The sequence below is a fragment of the Citrobacter sp. CK191 genome, from assembly GCF_030333435.1.
GTDB lineage: Bacteria > Pseudomonadota > Gammaproteobacteria > Enterobacterales > Enterobacteriaceae > Citrobacter_B > Citrobacter_B koseri.
The window spans coordinates 288,221-307,441 of the sequence record NZ_JAOWFX010000034.1 but is presented as its reverse complement, the minus strand read 5'-3'; the positions used below and the strand labels follow the sequence as shown (position 1 = coordinate 307,441).

Here is a 19,221-nt window from a genome sequence, read left to right as displayed (position 1 = left end):
GGTTCAGGCGGATAAAGTCCTTACCCCGCCAGAGGTATTACTTCATATCCTGAATCCGTTTAATCAAATCCTGGCGATCTTTATAGGGTTCGCTGGCAGTTTAAAAAATGCCATGAATAGCGCTAACTGACAGGATAAAAGAGTGCCGGGCTTAACTTACAGTTATATATGACCTTTTACAGCGTAGCCTGCGCAGGCCAACGCATGTAAGAAAGTATTACGATAATTATGTTCATAAAATATGACTGAATGGAAATATTTTTAGCACGCTGTTTCATTTTTGCAATGAAGGTCTTTTTCCTGATAAAAAGATGTCTGAAAGAGGAGTAAAATTGTGATCCGTCACACTCTTTAGTATTTCAAAAAAAATAAAACAGGAACTTTCGTGAGGATATATTTACGGAGTACAGAAAAGCGTAATGGCTGCCGCAGCAGCCATTATTCTGGATTATTGCCAGCCGTAACGACGGCTATAAAAACCTTTCACTAATTGTGTCAATGTCATATAACCCGCGAGAATAGCGATCAGCCACGGGAAGTAGCTCAGCGGCAGCGCCTGTAATTGCAGATAGCCCGCCAACGGCGAGAACGGCAGCGCGATACCCACCACCATCACCACCAGCGTCATCAGCATCAGCGGCCATGCGGCGCGGCTCTGAATAAACGGTACGCGGCGCGTGCGAATCATATGCACAATCAATGTTTGCGATAACAGCCCGACGACAAACCAACCCGACTGGAACAGGGTTTGCGCTTCCGGCACATTCGCGTGGAATACCCACCACATCAGGCAGAAGGTCAGGATGTCGAAAATCGAACTGATTGGCCCGAAGAAGATCATAAAACGCCCCAGATCGGCGGGATTCCAGCGTTGCGGCTTCTGGATCTGCTCGTCATCCACGTTATCAAACGGGATCGCCACCTGGGATACATCGTACAGCAGGTTCTGAATCAGTAAGTGCAGCGGCAGCATTGGCAGGAAGGGCAAGAATGCGCTCGCCACCAGCACGCTAAAGACGTTACCAAAGTTAGAACTCGCAGTCATTTTGATGTATTTCAGCATGTTGGAGAACGTGCGACGCCCTTCGATAACGCCCTCTTCCAGCACCATCAGGCTCTTTTCCAACAGGATAATATCCGCAGCTTCGCGGGCAATATCCACGGCGCCATCAACGGAAATGCCGATATCCGCCGCACGCAATGCCGGAGCATCATTGATGCCATCGCCCATAAAGCCAACCACATGCCCTTCGCGTTTCAGCAACGTGACGATGCGCTCTTTGTGCATCGGCGTCAGGCGGGCAAACAGCGTGGTGCGCGCGGCAAGTTCCGCCAGTTCATCATCGCTCAGCCCTTCGATATCACTGCCAGTCACCACATCGCCCGCATCAAGCCCGACTTCATGGCATACTTTCGCCGCCACCAGTTCGCTGTCGCCAGTGAGGATCTTCACGGTGATGCCGCTCTCTTTCAGCGCCTTCAGCGCCGGAGCGGTCGTCTCTTTCGGCGGGTCGAGAAACGCAATGTAGCCTTCGAGGATCAGGTCAGACTCATCAATGCGTTGATAATCCCCTTCTCGCGCAGGCAGATACTTCGTGGCAACGGCCACCACGCGCAGCCCCTGGCGGTTCAGCGTATCCGTTACGCGCTTCACCCGGCGCAGCATGTTGTCATCCATCGGCACAATGTCGCCATTGTGACGCACCTGGGTGCAGACGCTGAGGATCTCCTGCAACGCGCCTTTGCACACCAGTTGATGCACATCGGCTTCTTCCGCCACCACTACGGACATCCGGCGACGCTCAAAATCAAACGGGATCTCATCGATTTTCTGCCAGCGCCCGGAGAGCTGACGCGCAGACTCTTCATCCACGCCTTCCAGCACTGCGGTATCCAGCAGATTTTTCAACCCGGTCTGGTAGTGGCTGTTCAGCCAGGCGGAATGCAGCACGCGTTCGCTGGGCTTGCCGGAGACATCCGTATGGTTCTCCAGCACAATTTTATCCTGAGTCAGCGTGCCGGTTTTGTCGGTGCAGAGAATATCCATCGCGCCGAAGTTCTGAATGGCGTCCAGGTGCTTAACAATGACTTTTTGCTTCGACAGTTTCACCGCCCCGCGCGCCAGCGTGGAGGTGACAATCATCGGCAACATTTCCGGCGTCAGCCCTACCGCGACCGAGAGCGCAAACAGCGCCGCTTCCCACCAGTCGCCTTTGGTATAGCCGTTAATGATCAACACGATAGGCGCCATGACCAACATAAAGCGGATCAACAGCATACTGACGCGGCTGATGCCTTTCTGAAACGCATTTTGCTCGCTTTCCTGCTCGCTCACGCGGCCAGCCAGTTGACCAAACCAGGTCTCGCCGCCCGTTGCAATGACAATCGCCTGCGCCGTTCCGCTCACCACGTTGGTGCCCATAAAGCACAGCGTGTCGCATTCCAGCGGATTGCTTTGCTTAGGGTCGCGGGTTGTCGCCACTTTTTCTACCGGCAGAGATTCGCCCGTGAGCGAAGCCTGCGCGACAAACAGATCGCGCGCCTGAATAACGCGTAAATCCGCCGGGATCATATCGCCCGCCGCCAGCTTGATAATATCGCCCGGCACCAGTTGGTCGATGGGCAGCTCAACCCAGCTGTTCTCGCCTTTTTCATTGATAACGCGCAGCACCGTAGCGGTATTGCTGACCATCGCCTTCAACGCATCTGCCGCTTTGGTCGAACGTGCTTCCTGCACAAAATTCAGCAGCGTCGAAATCCCGACCATCAGCGCAATAACGCCTGCGGCAAACAGATCTTCCGTGGCATAGGAGATGACGCCGAGAATGGTCAGCAAGATATTGAAAGGGTTGCGATAGCAGACCCACAGGTGTCTCCACCACGGAGTCGGCTTCTGTGTGGGCAGCTGATTTTCACCGTATTTCTCGCGCGCATCCTCCACCTCTGCGACATTCAGCCCCTCAGGATGCGCATCGAATGCGCGCCAGAGCGCCGCCTCTTCCATCACCGCCATTTTCAGGCAGCGATCGCTCAATGACGGGGGAATCGGAGTATTCGCAACGCTCTGCGCACTGGGCAGGGGGTCACGATGCACCAGACGATGAGGTAAATGACGGTTAAGGCGGGCAAACAGCTCGCGGGTGATATTTTTCAGCATAAGCAGTCCCTCCGCGCCGAAAAAGCGGCGCAGAAACATCTCTCAGGCGCGGCAAAGCCTTACCTGACGATAATTTAAAGCGATAACAGGGACGTCGGGAACGTCACTGCCTTACGTATCCGGTAAGACAGTGAAAAACAGGCTTACCGGAAAGGGCTATTTCTCCATCGCGGGAGAGGGGTGGGTTCGGGATCCATGCAGCCTCCGGTAAGTGAATGATTGGCGCCGCGCATTATACGCAGAAAACCATAAGGTTTGTGGCAATTATGGCGGTATGATACCGCCGTGTAATTAAACCAAACGTATACACAAAAACATTTAGCTTGAAGGATGAAGCGTATAAACCAGACTTTACCCATTGCCCCTGGCTTGAGTAAAGTTACTCTTTTTGACACAACTTGATGCGCACCACGGGAAAACAGGATGCAGAATCGGCTGACCATTAAAGACATTGCCCGCTTAAGCGGCGTAGGGAAATCCACCGTTTCCCGCGTGCTCAACAACGAAAGCGGGGTAAGTGAACGGACTCGTGAACGTGTGGAAGCCGTAATGAATCAACATGGTTTTTCCCCTTCCCGTTCCGCACGCGCCATGCGCGGGCAAAGTGATAAAGTGGTCGCCATTATCGTTACCCGTCTGGATTCCCTGTCAGAAAACCTCGCCGTCCAGACCATGCTGCCCGCATTTTACGAGCAGGGTTACGATCCCATCATGATGGAGAGTCAGTTCTCGCCAGAACTGGTAGAAGAACACCTGGGGATGCTCAGACGGCGTAATATTGACGGCGTGGTGCTGTTCGGTTTTACCGGTATTTGCGAGGAGATGCTTGCGCCCTGGCAGGCCTCGCTGGTGCTGCTGGCACGGGACGCCAGCGGTTTTGCGTCGGTGTGCTATGACGACGAAGGCGCTATCCATACCTTAATGCAGCGTCTGTATGACCAGGGACATCGGGCGATCAGCTTTCTCGGCGTGCCTCACAGCGACGTCACGACCGGTAAGCGCCGTCACGAAGCCTATCTGAGTTTCTGCAAAAAAAATAAACTGCACCCTGTCGCCGCTCTGCCTGGCCTGGCGATGAAACAAGGCTATGAGCACGCTGCGGATGTCATTACGCCAGACACCAGCGCGCTGGTCTGCGCGACCGATACGCTGGCGCTGGGCGCCAGTAAATATTTGCAGGAACAGCGTATCGATTCTCTGCAACTGGCGAGCGTCGGGAACACGCCGCTGATGAAATTTCTCCACCCGGAGATTATCACGGTTGATCCCGGTTACGCTGAAGCCGGGAAACAAGCGGCCTTACAGCTGATCGAGCAAATCAACGGCCGCAGCGATCCCCGCCAGATCGTCATTCCGTCTACCCTCTCCTGATTCTTTTCTGAACGGTAATTTGTGATCTTCGCTGCGTTTCGGGAACGTTCCCATTTTTTAATATTCACCGAAGATATACTCTTGCGCCAACAACGTAAGAGCTGCCGGATGGCGACGCTAAAGCGTCTTATCATCCGGCTTACAGGGACACATTTCATCTGCCACGGGGCTTTATGATGAGCAAAGTAAAACAAGCTGATATAGACCAGCTGATTGAACTGGTCGGCGGGCGAGACAATATCGCCACGGTGAGCCACTGCATTACTCGCCTGCGCTTTGTGCTGAACCAGCCAGCAAATGCCAGACCGAAAGAAATTGAACAATTACCGATGGTTAAAGGCTGCTTCACCAACGCCGGGCAGTTCCAGGTGGTGATTGGCACTGACGTTGGCGACTACTACAACGCGCTGCTGGCGACCACCGGTCAGGCGCACGCCGACAAAGAGCAGGCTAAAAAAGCCGCGCGGCAGAATATGAAATGGCACGAGCAGTTGATCTCCCACTTCGCTGAGATCTTCTTCCCGCTGCTGCCTGCGCTGATCAGCGGCGGTCTGATCTTAGGTTTTCGCAACGTGATCGGCGATCTGCCGATGAGCAACGGCCAGACGCTGGCGCAGATGCATCCCGCGCTGAAAACGATCTACGACTTCCTGTGGCTGATCGGCGAAGCGATCTTCTTCTACCTGCCGGTCGGGATCTGCTGGTCTGCGGTGAAGAAAATGGGCGGCACGCCGATCCTCGGTATCGTACTCGGCGTAACGCTGGTGTCGCCGCAGTTGATGAACGCCTATCTGCTGGGCCAGCAGGCTCCTGAAGTGTGGGACTTCGGCATGTTCAGCATTGCGAAAGTCGGCTATCAGGCGCAGGTCATCCCGGCATTGCTGGCGGGTCTGGCGCTCGGCTTTATTGAAACGCGCATGAAGCGCATCGTGCCGGATTACCTCTATCTGGTGGTAGTGCCGGTATGCTCGTTGATCCTCGCGGTCTTTCTCGCACACGCCTTTATCGGCCCGTTTGGCCGCATGATTGGCGATGGCGTGGCCTTTGCGGTGCGCCATCTGATGACCGGGAGTTTCGCCCCTGTCGGCGCGGCGCTATTCGGCTTCCTGTATGCTCCGTTGGTCATTACCGGCGTACATCAGACTACGCTGGCTATCGATATGCAGATGATTCAGAGCATGGGCGGTACGCCGGTATGGCCGTTGATTGCGCTGTCGAATATCGCCCAGGCTTCCGCTGTGGTGGGCATTATTATCTCCAGCCGTAAGCACAACGAACGCGAAATTTCCGTTCCGGCCGCCATCTCCGCCTACCTCGGCGTGACCGAACCGGCGATGTACGGCATCAACCTGAAATACCGCTTCCCGATGCTGTGCGCCATGATCGGCTCTGGCCTCGCCGGGTTGTTATGCGGCCTGAACGGCGTCATGGCGAACGGGATCGGCGTCGGCGGCTTGCCGGGCATCCTTTCTATCCAGCCGAGCTACTGGCAGGTGTTTAGCATGGCGATGGCGATCGCGGTCGTCATCCCAATCGTGCTGACTTCCGTTATCTATCAGCGTAAATACCGTCAGGGCACGTTGCAGATTGTCTGATTCTTCTTCGGGGCGCAGTTGCGCCCCATCGCATATGTAGGTTACAAGCATGAATACCCTTCCCCACTGGTGGCAAAACGGCGTTATTTACCAGATCTATCCCAAAAGTTTTCAGGACACGACCGGCAGCGGAACCGGCGATTTACGCGGCGTTACGCAGCGTCTTGATTACCTGCAAAAACTGGGGGTGGATGCTATCTGGCTGACGCCATTCTATGTTTCACCGCAGATTGATAACGGCTACGACGTCGCGAACTACACCGCCATCGACCCGGCCTACGGCACGCTGGATGATTTTGACGAACTGGCGGCGCAGGCCAAAGCGCGCGGCATCCGCATTATTCTGGATATGGTGTTTAACCACACCTCCACGCAGCATGCCTGGTTCCATAACGCGCTGAATAAAGAGAGTCCGCACCGGGAGTTTTATATCTGGCGCGACGGTACGCCGGATGCGCCGCCCAATAACTGGCGCTCCAAATTTGGCGGTAGCGCCTGGCGCTGGCATGCCCAGAGCGAACAGTATTACCTGCACCTTTTCGCCCCGGAACAGGCCGACCTGAACTGGGAAAATCCGGCGGTACGCGCTGAGCTGAAAAAAGTGTGTGAATTCTGGGCCGATCGCGGCGTGGACGGGCTGCGCCTGGATGTCGTGAACCTCATCTCCAAAGATCAGCGTTTCCCGAACGATCTGGACGGCGATGGTCGCCGCTTTTACACCGACGGGCCGCGCGCGCATGAGTTCTTGCACGAGATGAACCGTGACGTTTTTACTCCGCGTAACCTGATGACGGTGGGCGAAATGTCATCCACCACCCTGGAAAACTGTCAGCGGTATGCCGCTCTCGATGGCAGCGAACTGTCGATGACCTTTAACTTCCATCATCTGAAAGTCGATTATCCCGGCGGCGAGAAATGGACGCTGGCAAAGCCGGATTACGTGGCGCTAAAAGCGTTGTTTCGCCACTGGCAGCAGGGGATGCATAACGTTGCCTGGAATGCCCTGTTCTGGTGTAACCACGATCAGCCGCGTATCGTGTCGCGCTTTGGCGACGAAGGCGAACTGCGGGTTCCGGCGGCGAAGATGCTGGCGATGGTGCTGCACGGTATGCAGGGTACGCCCTATATCTACCAGGGCGAAGAAATTGGCATGACAAACCCGCATTTCTCCCACATCACCGATTACCGTGACGTGGAAAGCCACAACATGTTTGCCGGGCTGCGCGCCCAGGGCCGGGAAGCCAATGATCTACTGGCTATTCTTGCCAGCAAATCCCGCGATAACAGCCGCACGCCCATGCAGTGGGATAGCAGCGCGAATGCAGGGTTTACGCAAGGCGAGCCGTGGATCAACCTCTGCGATAACTATGCGGACATCAACGTGGCGGCGGCGCTAAATGATGAAGACTCGGTGTTCTACACCTATCAAAGACTGATTGCCTTGCGCAAAACAGAGCCGGTCTTAACCTGGGGGAATTATCAGGATCTGCTGCCGGACAGCCCGCATGTATGGTGCTATCGCCGCGAATGGCAGGGGCAGCGGTTACTGGTGGTCGCCAACCTGAGCAACGCCTGTCAGGCCTGGCTGCCAGAGCATCACGAAGGAAACTGGCAGGCGCTGATGCACAACTACGACGAGGTTGCCACCCGCCCAGCCGCCATGACGTTACGCCCGTTTGAGGCCGTCTGGTGGTTGCAGAAGTAATCACAACGGGATACGGACAGACCTGTCTGTATCCCGGATTATTCAGCCCACAGATATTTTCTCCGTCTTTCTGACAGCGTAAAAAAATGCCGCGTATAGTGATACTTAGAATGTACCATCATAAAATTTACACGCGCTAAAGAATAAAACAAAAATAGACCTGCCACTGACACTTATCATATAACCGGCAGGATATCATGAATAAACCTCTTATTAAGTTAAGTTTACTTTCAGCTTTACTCATTAGCAGCCAGGGATGGTGCGGTAATACCTCTGTTGATTTGCGTTTTGGTCATAATACCAATTCAGAAGCTAATGATTCCAGAATTAAAGTCATGCACCAGGCCGACAATGGTTTTTATTTCTCCGTTGAAGCTGCGCAAAACCATAACGATACGTTTTTTGGCGATACCGATCGCTACAGTTCCGATGATAAAGGCGTGACCGAAGCGGCCCAGGAAATAGAAACTCGCTGGCGCTTTGATTTAGGTGACGGTTACTCGGTCGCACCGGGGATGGTCACCGTATTTACGTCCAGTAATACCCATTATCGCCCTTTTATTCAGGGCTGGAAATCCTTCGATAATGGCCTTAACCTTTCCGCCCGTTATCGTTACAACACGGTGAACGATGCGCACAGCGACAGAGAATTAGACGGCAGCGGTTATACACGTCGTGAATCTCATCAGTTTGATATATGGTTTGCCTACAATATTGGTAACTTTGGCATGTCTTATAACCCCCGTTTCCGCTATCAGGATGGCGTCGATCAGGGGACGGGCGACGATACTTACTGGGAACATACCCTCGCGTTCAACTACAAACTGGACGATGGCTGGACGCCGTACGTCGAGCTGGTCTCTCTTGATAAAACCTATATCAATGACGACGGTCATCATGAAAATGATTACGCCGTACGTCTTGGTATCGTAAAACAGCTTTAACGCGCTATGCCGCATCGTATTGCAGCAGATAACATCCGATGCGGTCTACTACCGTCAGCAGTTCCAGCTGGCCTTCTCGTTGATATAACGAGATTGCGTCAATATCAATATCCAGAGGCCAGCATAATGTTGAAATCGTCGCTAACGTGGATTCTCGTTTTGTAATCGCAATGATTTTTAATCCCTTACGTAACGCGTTTCGCGCCATTTCGACTAACGACGCCGTTTCACCCGATTTGCTGATCAACACCAGCGTACCTTTAGAGACTCGCGTCAGCTGATGAACATCATTGAGAATGAGGTGCGGCAAGCTCGCCAGCGACAAAAAACGCGACAAATAATTCAGGCTGGTCAATGACGCGCCGCGCGCATATAAGAAGATATGGCTGGAATTAACCAGTATGTTGCACAGTTGTGTAACGGTCTCTTCTTTTTCATCACCAACAACATATCTTACGGGTTCGGCTATTAACCTGTCGCGAGAAAACTGATACCGTAGCTCGGTATAGCTCCGGTATCCCATTTTTTTACACACCCGATTAACGGATGTTGTAGTGGTGAATGTTTCGCTCGCAATCACCTTAGCTGAAATACCCGATATTTCATGAGCATGACACTGAATATACTCAAATATTAATCTTTCACTACCCTGAAAGGAATTCATAAAACCCACCCTTAACCTACGAATATAATATATTCTATCAATATCGTATTTATAACACTGGAATGCGAATCACACTCTATTCAACAGGTATGGTGATACGCAATTAGTACCATCAAACCTTTTATTGCCTTTTTTATTTCTCTTTATAATTTCTGCAATTCTATTGTTAGGGGTTTTACAATGACAAGGCAAAAAGTCGTCGCGATAACGGCATGCCCGACCGGCATCGCTCATACCTTTATGGCTGCCAACAAAATTGCAGCGTGGGGAGAAGAAAATAACGTCATCGTCAAAGTGGAAACACAAGGAAGCGATGGCGTCAAAAACAAGCTTTCCCGACAAGATATTGCCAGCGCAGATGCCGTCATTCTGGCAATCGATGTTCCCATCCAGGACGCTGAACGATTCGATAACGTTCCTCATCTCAAAATACGCACTCAGGAACTGATCAAAAATACCGATCGTTACCTGCGTCAGGCGCTGGCGATGGATAAAACCGTAACGGTAGCGTGTGAAGAACAGGAAGAAGCTCGCTCCGCCTGGCAGACCTTCATCGGCCATATTATGGCGGCGATCAGCTATATGCTCCCGGTCGTCGTCCTCGGTGGATTACTGATGGCGGTCGCCAAAATAACCGGGCAGTTTATTCCAATTGCCGGTACGCCGTTCGAGGTGCTGGATAAACTGGGCTTTATGGTGATCAAGTTCATGTACCCGGTTTTTGCCATGTACCTCGCGTTCTCTATTGCCGGTAAACCTGCGCTGATCCCCGGACTTATCGGCGGCATTATGTCCGACGAGGTCTATAAACGCTTTTTTGATCTCGACGGTTTTATGCCCTCAGGCTTCTTCGGCGCCATCGCCATCGGCTTTTTTGTCGGTCATCTGGTGCAGTGGCTCAACAATACCATTAACGTTCGCGCCCAACTTACCACCATTAAAACGATGCTTATCGTGCCGCTGTGTACCGGCATTACGCTCGTCATCGTTATGCAGTACCTGATCAACCCCTTCTTTGGCGCAATCAACCAGGCGATGGTCGAGTTTTTCACCTCCGCTGGCGACACCGGGCGCGGTTTTTACGCCATGATGATCGCCGCAGGGACGGCCTTCGACCTCGGCGGCCCCATCAATAAAGCCGCTGGTTCGGTGGCGCTGGGGCTCAACGGCGTCAGCGAAACCTTCGATTTAACCGCCAGAGAGCTGGCGATCGTCATTCCATCTATCGGCGTCGGCCTGGCGGCGTTGCTGAATAACCGTTTTGGCCTGCCCAACGTGTTTAGCAGCGAAGAAAAAACCGTCGGCGGTACGTCTTTACTGCTGGGATTCATTGGTATTTCAGAAGGCGCCATTCCTTTCATCCTGAAAAATCCACGCCTGATTCCGGTCTTTATGGTCGGCGCGATGTCCGGCGCGCTTATTGCTATCGCACTCGGCGTGAAGCAATCGCTGCCGTTGCCTGCCATCTGGGGATGGCCGCTGGCGACAAATGTCACAGGGTATCTGATCAGCGTGTTTGCCGGTTCTCTTGTATGCGCGCTGGGCGTGCTCTTCGCCAGCCCTAAGATCGCCAAATAATTCAGGAAGTAGAAATGAGCAACATTCACGTCATCGCCCATACGCACTGGGATCAGGAATGGTATTTCACCTTGCAGGATAGCAATATTCTCGCGTCCTGGAATTTTGCGGATGTGATCCGAACCCTGGAACAGAACCCTGCGTATACCTGTTACCACTTCGACGGCCAAACGGCTGTCGTGGAAGATTTCCTGGCCGTCAATCCTCAATACTGCGAGCGGCTGAAACAGCTGGTCGCCGACAGACGGCTTTTTATCGGCCCGTGGTACACCCAGACGGATACGTATAATGTTCATGGCGAATCCATCATTCGCAACCTGAAATACGGGATACTTTCCGCGCGTAAACTTGGCCATGCCATGATGGTCGGCTATTTACCCGATACGTTCGGCCATAACAGCCAGCTCCCGACCCTGCTTCGCGGGTGTAACCTTGATAACATCGTTTTCTGGCGGGGCATCAACCATGATACGCAGGTCGAAAAGAGTCAGTTCATCTGGCAAGCGCCGTCCGGCGCGCAGGTTATCGCTTGCACCATGCCCTTCGGCTATGGCGCGGCAAAAAATATTCGTGCAGACGACGCGCATCTGCACGACAAAATATTCCCAATCGTTAACCACATCCGCCAACGCTCCGGTCTGAACGATCTGCTCCTGCCCTGCGGCGGCGACCAGGTCAATATTGATCCCCATCTGCCGGAGATACTGCGTATCGCCAGCGCATGTTCCCCTGAAGGCGATCGTTTTCAGATCTCCTCTCTGGAAGCGTACATTGACCGCCTTCGACAACAGGCATCGGGATATGATCGCTGGCAAGGAGAATTAAAATCTCCCCGCTATACCCGCATTCATAAAACAATCGGTTCAGTACGTTACGACATCAAAAAGAAGAATTATGATGTTGAACAGTTCCTGTTAGGCAAGCTCGAACCCACCATTGCGCTGGCGCGTTATCAGGGCATTGAGGTCAACGTGCAGTGGGTTGACCAGATATGGAAAAACCTTCTGCGTAATCATGCGCATGACTCCATCGGCGGGTGTAACAGCGATGCCACCAATCGCGATATTCTCCATCGCCTTGAGCAAACGGAACAACTTAGCCATAGCCTGTGGAATCTGGTCGTAAAAGAACTGGCGACCGCCAGTTGTGAAGAGGGCGATCTTTTCGTCATCAACCCCAGCGCCACCGCCTGGTCGGGCATTATCAAAGCCACATTATATAGCCGTACGGCCGGTATTGAACTCAGCCATCATGCGCGTCCTCTTCCGTTCAGCGTTCTCGAACGCACGCAGGTCTCCGGCGGGCGCACGGTTCAGGTCACTGTGCAGGGCGAAAAAGAGGTCGAACTTCCGCCTTATTACCGCTGGCAGGTCGCTATTGACGCGCCAGTGTTACCGCCGCTGGGTTATACCCACATTCAGGTGCAGGAATCGTCACGCACCGCGCCTGCAATGCGCAACTGCGCTGAAAGCGCCATTGAAAACAACGATTACCGGCTGGCGCTGCATGCCGGTTCGCTGTCGCTTCATGATAAGCGCAACGGCCGGGTAATATCCGACCTGCTGACCTTTGAAGACTGTGCGGATGCGGGCGATAGCTATGACTTTTCGCCGCTGGAGGGCGATGTTCCGCAGCACTGCCACACATTTACGCTTATTGACTGCGAGAAAGGCCCGCACATTGAACGGATGACGCTAAGCGCCACGCTGATGCTGCCCCCTTCGCTGACGGCGCGAGCGGCGCAGGATGTTCAGCCCTACCCTGTACGCCTTGTCTGCGAGCTTCGCCAGCATGACACTCAGCTTTTTATCGCCGTTTCGCTGGAAAACACCGTCTGCGATCACCGCCTGCGCTTACTCATCAACAGCGATATTCGCACCACGGAATCCATCGCCTCTCAGCCCTTTGCCGTCATCCGGCGTCCTGTTGCCGATGCGCCAGCCGACTGGCGTCAGCACTATCGGGAAAAGCCGGTCGATATTGAAACCAGCGAGGGCATTATCGCCATCGAGGAAAACAACCGCTCGCTCATCATCAATAGCCTGGGCATGAAAGAGTTTCAGATATGCCAGAACGGGACGGCGCAGATAGCGTTAACGTTGTTTAAATCAACGGGAGTCCTGGGACGTGACGATCTTGACTGGCGACCCGGACGCGCTTCCGGCATTAATAATACCGTCGTCAACACGCCCGACGCGCAGCTGCTTAAACCGCTGCATTTCAGCCTGACGTTGGCGCTTGCCGATCGGGCCGACCCTGTGACGTTAAGGCATCTTGAAACCCGCGTGACGCGCCAGCCATTCACCTGGCAAAATCAGACGTTGAACACGCTGGACAACCGCCTGGAGCGTTTTACGCTCAATTTTGTTTCGCGCTCGCTGCCGGAAACATTCAGCCTTCTGACGCTTCCCGAACCGCTGATGCTTTCCGCAATACCCCATGCCCATACGGTAGACGGAACAATCATTCGTATTTTCAATGCCGGAGAGCACCCGGTGCCGCTCCCGCCTTCGCTAAGAAATATTCCGCAGATCAATTATCTGGAAGAACCTGTCGCAGATTGCACCACCATTTTGCCTTGCAGTACGTGTGATTTTCTTTTTACTCATCAGGAGCGTAACGAAAAAGTATGAGCCAGAACGCCCATCATACCTTCATCAAAAACACGTTAGCTCAGCTTTATCCCCATGCGGATCGGTACGCGCTGGCGGCGAAAATCGAGCAACTCTGTCAACGCTGGAAGCTACGAGAGCAAATCACCGCGCCTTTGGATCAGAGCCGGGTGTGGATGATTGCTTATGGCGACAGTATCCATAGCGGGGACGCAAACGCTCTTGCCTGCCTGCATCAGTTTTCGACACGCTGGCTTAAGGGCGTCATCAGCGACATTCACCTGCTGCCCATGTTCCCGTGGACATCTGATGATGGCTTCAGCGTTAAAGATTATCGCCACATTGCGCCAGAGTTAGGCCAGTGGTCAGACATTGCAGCGCTGGCAGGCGATTTTAATCTGATGTTTGATTTCGTGATTAACCATATCTCTCAGCAAAGCCGCTGGTTCCAGGGCTATTTACACGGCGAACCGCGTTATCAGCACTACTTTATTAGCGCCGACCCTGACGATGACTACCATCTTGTCACACGTCCACGCGCCCTTCCCCTGCTTACGCCATTCAAGCGCAAAACGGGGGAAACTGTACATATCTGGACGACATTCAGCGCCGATCAGATCGATCTGAATTTCCGGGAACCTGACGTGTTACTGGAAAGTATCGACATCCTGCTGGAATACGCAGCGCGCGGCGCGCGCGCAATCAGACTCGATGCGATCGGTTTTTTGTGGAAAGAGCGAAACAGTACCTGTATTCACCTGCCGCAGACGCATCTGATCGTTAAACTCTGGCGCGCCATTCTGGATACGACCTGGCCTGACTGCCTGTTGATTACGGAAACCAACGTCCCGCATCAGGAAAATATCAGCTACTTCGGCAACGGCGATGAAGCTCACATGGTGTATCAGTTCCCCTTGCCGCCGCTGACGCTCCATGCCTTTTTACGCGGTAACGCACGCTGGTTACGCCAGTGGGCGCAACGTCTGGAACAGGATGCGTTTCCCGACAAGACGACCTTTTTTAATTTCCTCGCCAGCCACGACGGCATCGGGCTGCGTCCCGTGGAAAATCTCCTTTGCGCAGAAGAGCGGCAGTTTCTGATAAGCGAGGTAGAACGCAAGCAGGGGCGTATTTCATGGAAAACCAACCCTGACGGCAGCCAGTCGCCGTATGAACTTAACATCAACTTTCTGAGCGCATTGAGCGAGCCAGGGGAAAGTCCCGACGACCAGCTCGCCAGATTCACCGCCGCGCACGCCATCCTCTTTATGCTGCGGGGCGTGCCTGCGATCTATTATCACAGCCTCTTCGGCAGTGAAAATGACAACGCCGGGCTGCTCGAATCGGGCATAAATCGCCGCATTAACCGGGAAAAACTGGACGCTGCCACGCTCCATGAGCAGTTGCTCTCGCCGGAAACGAGACAATCCCGAATCTACGCGTCTCTGGCGAAGTTAGCGCGTATACGTCAGCAGCATCCCGCATTTTCTCCGTTCGCCTCGCAGCGCGTTCCTGAATTGCCTGACGCGCTCTTTGGCGTCGTTCGCCAGCATCCTACAGAAGGCGAAACGCTGTACTGCGTCGTGAACGTCACAGGAATACCACAATCACTTTCACTGCCTGTCACAGGAACAGATCTGCTGACAGGCGCAGCATTCAACGGCGCTTGCGAGCTTTCCGGCTGGCAAACGGTATGGATTCTCGCTGATACGCAACCGGAGGCATAACATGGAGTTGTCCGCGCTTACGCATTCTGAACTGATTTTTATCGATCCGCCGCACCGCACTCCTGAAGCAGTGATCGGGGAGATGTCCGCCGCTCTGTTCAGGCAGGGCCTGATCAACGACAAGGCGATGTTTATTGATAGCGTCCTGCGCCGTGAAAGCGAAGGGCCCACGGCGTTGGGAGAGTCGCTGGCTGTCCCACATGGGAAATGCGGCTCGGTTGTCCAGGCCGCATTTAGCGTCGCCCTGTTTCGCCAGCCCGTCATGTGGCCGGGTCTTGAGGGGGGCGAGGAGGTTCAACTGGTGTTTCTGCTGGCAATTCCCCCAGAAGAAGCAGGCAGTACGCATATGCAATTATTAACCCGGCTGACCTCATCTCTGGTGGACGATAAAGTGCGTGAATCACTCATCAACGCTTCCTCTGCCGAAGAGGTGCTTGCGCTGCTCTCGCCAGATGCGCCTTCGGTTTCGCCAGAACCCGCCATTGCGGTGAAAAACACCCGGCTTGTCCCCCTGGCTTTGGGGATCGTCGCTGTTGCTGCATTTATCAATGCGGGTATTCACTGGATGAACGCAACAGCGCAATAACCCCTCCTGCGTCAAACCGGTTGTTTCTTTTCGCGCCGGTTTGACGAACGCCTGGCTTAACGCCCGAATTTTGTTGAATTTTTACGCAATTTTTAAGTCCAAAAATTTACATTAAGCGCAAGCGCCCGCCATTCGTACTCTTAAATTTTTACTTTGTTCTGAATCAATAAAATCGTAAACATCTTTGATGCAAATCACTACATATAGAACTTAAAATGCAACCCGACCCAATATGTTGTATTAATCGACTACAATTGCTACAAACACAACACGACGCCATAACGGTGATGTTGTGGATAACGTGGGTCGGGATTGCGGGAAGTCGTTGGATAGAGAGATGAATAAACCCACGCAGACTTCCTCAGCCTCTGTGGATAACCTGTTCTTATAAATATGGAGTGATCATGACACCGCATGTGATGAAACGAGATGGCTGTAAAGTGCCGTTTAAATCAGAGCGCATCAAGGAAGCCATTCTGCGTGCAGCTAAAGCAGCGGGAGTCGATGACGCAGATTACTGCGCCACCGTCGCAGAAGTCGTTAGTAACCAGATGAATGAGCGCAGCCAGGTTGATATCAACGAGATCCAGACAGCCGTTGAGAACCAGCTGATGTCCGGGCCGTACAAACAACTCGCTCGCGCTTACATTGAATACCGCCATGACCGTGATATTCAACGTGAAAAACGTGGCCGTCTGAACCAGGAAATTCGTGGTCTGGTTGAGCAAACCAACTCCGCGCTGCTGAACGAAAACGCCAACAAAGACAGTAAAGTGATCCCGACCCAGCGCGATCTGCTGGCCGGTATCGTGGCGAAACACTACGCCCGTCAGCATCTGCTGCCGCGTGATGTGGTGCAGGCGCACGAGCGCGGCGACATTCACTATCACGATCTCGACTATTCTCCGTTCTTCCCGATGTTCAACTGTATGCTGATCGATCTGAAAGGCATGCTGACGCAGGGCTTTAAGATGGGGAATGCGGAAATCGAGCCGCCGAAATCCATCTCCACCGCCACGGCCGTAACCGCGCAAATCATTGCACAGGTTGCCAGCCATATTTATGGCGGCACCACCATCAACCGTATTGATGAAGTGCTGGCGCCGTTTGTTACCGCCAGCTTCAATAAACACCGTAAGACCGCCGAAGAGTGGCAGATCCCGGACGCTGACGGCTACGCGCACGCCCGTACCGAGAAAGAGTGCTACGACGCTTTCCAGTCTCTGGAATACGAAGTGAATACGCTGCACACCGCCAACGGACAGACGCCGTTCGTCACCTTTGGTTTTGGCCTCGGCACCAGCTGGGAATCGCGCCTGATTCAGCAATCCATCCTGCGTAACCGTATCGCAGGTCTGGGTAAGAACCGTAAAACCGCCGTGTTCCCGAAGCTGGTGTTTGCGATTCGCGACGGTCTGAACCACAAGTTTGGCGATCCAAACTACGACATCAAACAGCTGGCGCTGGAGTGCGCAAGCAAACGCATGTATCCAGACATCCTGAACTACGATCAGGTGGTGAAAGTGACCGGTTCGTTCAAAACGCCAATGGGCTGTCGCAGCTTCCTCGGCGTCTGGGAAAATGAGAACGGCGAACAGGTTCACGATGGCCGCAACAACCTGGGCGTCATCAGCCTCAACCTGCCGCGTATCGCGCTGGAAGCCGGTGGCAATGAAGCAACGTTCTGGAAGCTACTGGACGATCGCCTGGTGCTGGCGCGTAAGGCGCTGATGACCCGTATCGCCCGTCTGGAAGGCGTGAAAGCCCGCGTTGCGCCAATCCTTTATATGGAAGGCGCCTGTGGTGTCCGCCTGAAAGCTGACGATGACGTTTCCGAGATTTTCAAAAATGGCCGCGCGTCCATTTCGCTGGGCTATATCGGTATTCACGAAACCATCAACGCGCTGTTTGGCGACAAACATCTGTACGACAGCGAAGCGCTGCGCGCTAAAGGTATCGCCATTGTCGAGCGCCTGCGTCAGGCGGTGGATCAGTGGAAAGACGAAACCGGCTATGGCTTCAGCCTGTACAGCACACCGAGCGAGAACCTGTGCGACCGCTTCTGCCGTCTGGATACCGCTGAGTTTGGCGTCGTGCCGGGCGTGACCGATAAAGGCTACTACACCAACAGCTTCCACCTCGACGTGGAGAAGAAGGTGAACCCGTACGATAAAATCGATTTCGAAGCGCCGTATCCGCCGCTGGCGAGCGGTGGCTTCATTTGCTACGGCGAATACCCGAACATTCAGCACAACCTGAAAGCGCTGGAAGACGTCTGGGATTACAGCTATCAGCACGTGCCGTATTACGGAACCAACACGCCAATCGATGAGTGTTACGAGTGCGGCTTTACCGGCGAGTTCGAATGCACCAGCAAAGGGTTTACCTGCCCGAAATGCGGTAACCACGACGCCGCGCGTGTTTCAGTCACCCGCCGCGTATGCGGTTATTTAGGCAGCCCGGATGCGCGTCCGTTTAACGCCGGTAAGCAGGAAGAAGTGAAGCGCCGCGTTAAGCATTTAGGCAATGGGCAGATCGGTTAATCCTCCGTTTGCAATACGTAAATGCCGGATGGCGGTGTAAACACCTTATCCGGCCTACAACCGCTGGCTATAGTTCCAATTTCATGAGTTTCCTCTAAGCAGTTGGTGTTGTAGCAAGGCGGCAAACGAACGAATCCCAGGGAGCTTACATAAGTAAGTGACCTGGGTAAGTGAGAGCGGCCAACGCCGCTACAGCGCCAAATGCAACGAGGAAACAATGAACTTTCACCAGTACTACCCCGTCGACATCGTCAACGGCCCCGGCACGCGCTGTACCCTGTTTGTTTCCGGGTGCGTGCATGAATGCCCCGGGTGTTACAACAAAAGCACCTGGCGGCTCAATTCGGGTAAACCGTTTACGAAAGAGATGGAAGACCAGATCATTAACGATCTGAACGACGCGCGGATTAAACGCCAGGGGATCTCACTGTCTGGCGGCGATCCGCTGCATCCCCAAAACGTACCGGACATTCTGAAACTGGTGCGACGCATTCGCGAAGAGTGCCCCGGCAAAGACATCTGGGTATGGACGGGTTATAAGCTGGATGAGCTCAACGCCGCGCAAATGCAGGTTGTGGATCTGATTAACGTGCTGGTCGACGGTAAATTCGTACAGGATCTTAAAGACCCGATGCTGATCTGGCGCGGCAGCAGTAACCAGGTCGTCCATCATTTACGTTGAGCGCACTCTTTAACGCCGTTTCTCTGCTTCAGGATAAACAAATGTAATGCGTTATAG

Annotated in this window: 13 protein-coding genes; 10 read left to right on the top strand and 3 right to left on the bottom strand. The window is 53.6% G+C overall.

The window, feature by feature from the left end; translation table 11 throughout:
- Positions 1 to 448 precede the first annotated feature (448 nt).
- Together mgtA and mgtL are read right to left on the bottom strand one after the other, a co-directional pair.
- Positions 449 to 3,157, bottom strand: a complete 2,709-nt coding sequence (gene mgtA / locus OGV82_RS21160; RefSeq protein ID WP_047463800.1) for a magnesium-translocating P-type ATPase — start codon at positions 3,155 to 3,157, stop codon at positions 449 to 451.
- Between the two features lie 143 nt (positions 3,158 to 3,300).
- Complete coding sequence (mgtL, locus tag OGV82_RS22915; RefSeq protein ID WP_223849130.1) at positions 3,301 to 3,354, bottom strand: mgtA regulatory leader peptide MgtL; 54 nt, start codon at positions 3,352 to 3,354, stop codon at positions 3,301 to 3,303.
- Positions 3,355 to 3,580: 226 nt separating this feature from the next.
- Between mgtL and treR the strand changes: the two genes are divergently transcribed.
- The 4 genes from treR (at position 3,581) to OGV82_RS21140 (ending at position 8,772) form a co-directional block, all read left to right on the top strand.
- Complete coding sequence (gene treR / locus OGV82_RS21155; RefSeq protein ID WP_012134348.1) at positions 3,581 to 4,528, top strand: trehalose operon repressor TreR; 948 nt, start codon at positions 3,581 to 3,583, stop codon at positions 4,526 to 4,528.
- Between the two features lie 176 nt (positions 4,529 to 4,704).
- Entirely contained in the window at positions 4,705 to 6,123 is a 1,419-nt protein-coding gene (treB, locus tag OGV82_RS21150) for a PTS trehalose transporter subunit IIBC (RefSeq protein WP_024130770.1), read from the top strand.
- A 49-nt stretch (positions 6,124 to 6,172) separates the two neighbouring features.
- Positions 6,173 to 7,828 (top strand): alpha,alpha-phosphotrehalase, encoded by a 1,656-nt coding sequence (treC, locus tag OGV82_RS21145; RefSeq protein WP_012134350.1) that lies wholly within the window; start codon positions 6,173 to 6,175, stop codon positions 7,826 to 7,828.
- 197 nt (positions 7,829 to 8,025) lie between these two features.
- The gene (locus tag OGV82_RS21140; protein WP_047459367.1) at positions 8,026 to 8,772 is read left to right on the top strand and encodes an oligogalacturonate-specific porin KdgM family protein; all 747 of its coding nucleotides are present in this window, start codon (positions 8,026 to 8,028) and stop codon (positions 8,770 to 8,772) included.
- Between the two features lie 4 nt (positions 8,773 to 8,776).
- On the opposite strand, the gene OGV82_RS21135 is transcribed toward OGV82_RS21140, so the two are convergent.
- Positions 8,777 to 9,436 (bottom strand): MurR/RpiR family transcriptional regulator, encoded by a 660-nt coding sequence (locus tag OGV82_RS21135; RefSeq protein WP_047459370.1) that lies wholly within the window; start codon positions 9,434 to 9,436, stop codon positions 8,777 to 8,779.
- A 180-nt stretch (positions 9,437 to 9,616) separates the two neighbouring features.
- Here OGV82_RS21135 and OGV82_RS21130 point away from each other — a divergent pair, with 180 nt between their 5' ends.
- The 6 genes from OGV82_RS21130 to nrdG all read left to right on the top strand — a co-directional run bounded on the left by OGV82_RS21130 (position 9,617) and on the right by nrdG (position 19,164).
- On the top strand, positions 9,617 to 11,014 hold the full coding sequence (locus OGV82_RS21130; protein ID WP_072025297.1) for a PTS fructose transporter subunit IIC: 1,398 nt from the start codon (positions 9,617 to 9,619) through the stop codon (positions 11,012 to 11,014).
- A 14-nt stretch (positions 11,015 to 11,028) separates the two neighbouring features.
- A complete protein-coding gene (locus OGV82_RS21125; RefSeq protein WP_101744260.1) occupies positions 11,029 to 13,647 on the top strand; it encodes a glycoside hydrolase family 38 N-terminal domain-containing protein in 2,619 nt (872 codons plus the stop codon).
- Positions 13,644 to 15,353, top strand: a complete 1,710-nt coding sequence (locus OGV82_RS21120; protein ID WP_047459381.1) for a sugar phosphorylase — start codon at positions 13,644 to 13,646, stop codon at positions 15,351 to 15,353. The genes OGV82_RS21125 and OGV82_RS21120 overlap by 4 nt, the downstream gene beginning before the upstream one ends.
- 1 nt (position 15,354) lies before the next feature.
- Complete coding sequence (locus tag OGV82_RS21115; RefSeq protein WP_047459382.1) at positions 15,355 to 15,939, top strand: fructose PTS transporter subunit IIA; 585 nt, start codon at positions 15,355 to 15,357, stop codon at positions 15,937 to 15,939.
- Between the two features lie 404 nt (positions 15,940 to 16,343).
- Positions 16,344 to 18,482, top strand: coding sequence for an anaerobic ribonucleoside-triphosphate reductase (nrdD, locus tag OGV82_RS21110; protein ID WP_047459384.1), 2,139 nt, complete (start codon positions 16,344 to 16,346; stop codon positions 18,480 to 18,482).
- A gap of 217 nt (positions 18,483 to 18,699) precedes the next feature.
- The gene (gene nrdG / locus OGV82_RS21105) at positions 18,700 to 19,164 is read left to right on the top strand and encodes an anaerobic ribonucleoside-triphosphate reductase-activating protein (RefSeq protein WP_047459387.1); all 465 of its coding nucleotides are present in this window, start codon (positions 18,700 to 18,702) and stop codon (positions 19,162 to 19,164) included.
- Positions 19,165 to 19,221 lie beyond the last annotated feature (57 nt).

Excerpts from the sequence above, each read along its gene's own strand:
- mgtA (WP_047463800.1), bottom strand. The coding sequence starts at position 3,157 with ATGCTGAAAAATATCACCCGCGAGCTGTTTGCCCGCCTTAACCGTCAT.
- treR (WP_012134348.1), top strand. The coding sequence starts at position 3,581 with ATGCAGAATCGGCTGACCATTAAAGACATTGCCCGCTTAAGCGGCGTA.
- treB (WP_024130770.1), top strand. The coding sequence starts at position 4,705 with ATGAGCAAAGTAAAACAAGCTGATATAGACCAGCTGATTGAACTGGTC.
- treC (WP_012134350.1), top strand. The coding sequence starts at position 6,173 with ATGAATACCCTTCCCCACTGGTGGCAAAACGGCGTTATTTACCAGATC.
- OGV82_RS21140 (WP_047459367.1), top strand. The coding sequence starts at position 8,026 with ATGAATAAACCTCTTATTAAGTTAAGTTTACTTTCAGCTTTACTCATT.
- OGV82_RS21135 (WP_047459370.1), bottom strand. The coding sequence starts at position 9,436 with ATGAATTCCTTTCAGGGTAGTGAAAGATTAATATTTGAGTATATTCAG.
- OGV82_RS21130 (WP_072025297.1), top strand. The coding sequence starts at position 9,617 with ATGACAAGGCAAAAAGTCGTCGCGATAACGGCATGCCCGACCGGCATC.
- OGV82_RS21125 (WP_101744260.1), top strand. The coding sequence starts at position 11,029 with ATGAGCAACATTCACGTCATCGCCCATACGCACTGGGATCAGGAATGG.
- OGV82_RS21120 (WP_047459381.1), top strand. The coding sequence starts at position 13,644 with ATGAGCCAGAACGCCCATCATACCTTCATCAAAAACACGTTAGCTCAG.
- OGV82_RS21115 (WP_047459382.1), top strand. The coding sequence starts at position 15,355 with ATGGAGTTGTCCGCGCTTACGCATTCTGAACTGATTTTTATCGATCCG.
- nrdD (WP_047459384.1), top strand. The coding sequence starts at position 16,344 with ATGACACCGCATGTGATGAAACGAGATGGCTGTAAAGTGCCGTTTAAA.
- nrdG (WP_047459387.1), top strand. The coding sequence starts at position 18,700 with ATGAACTTTCACCAGTACTACCCCGTCGACATCGTCAACGGCCCCGGC.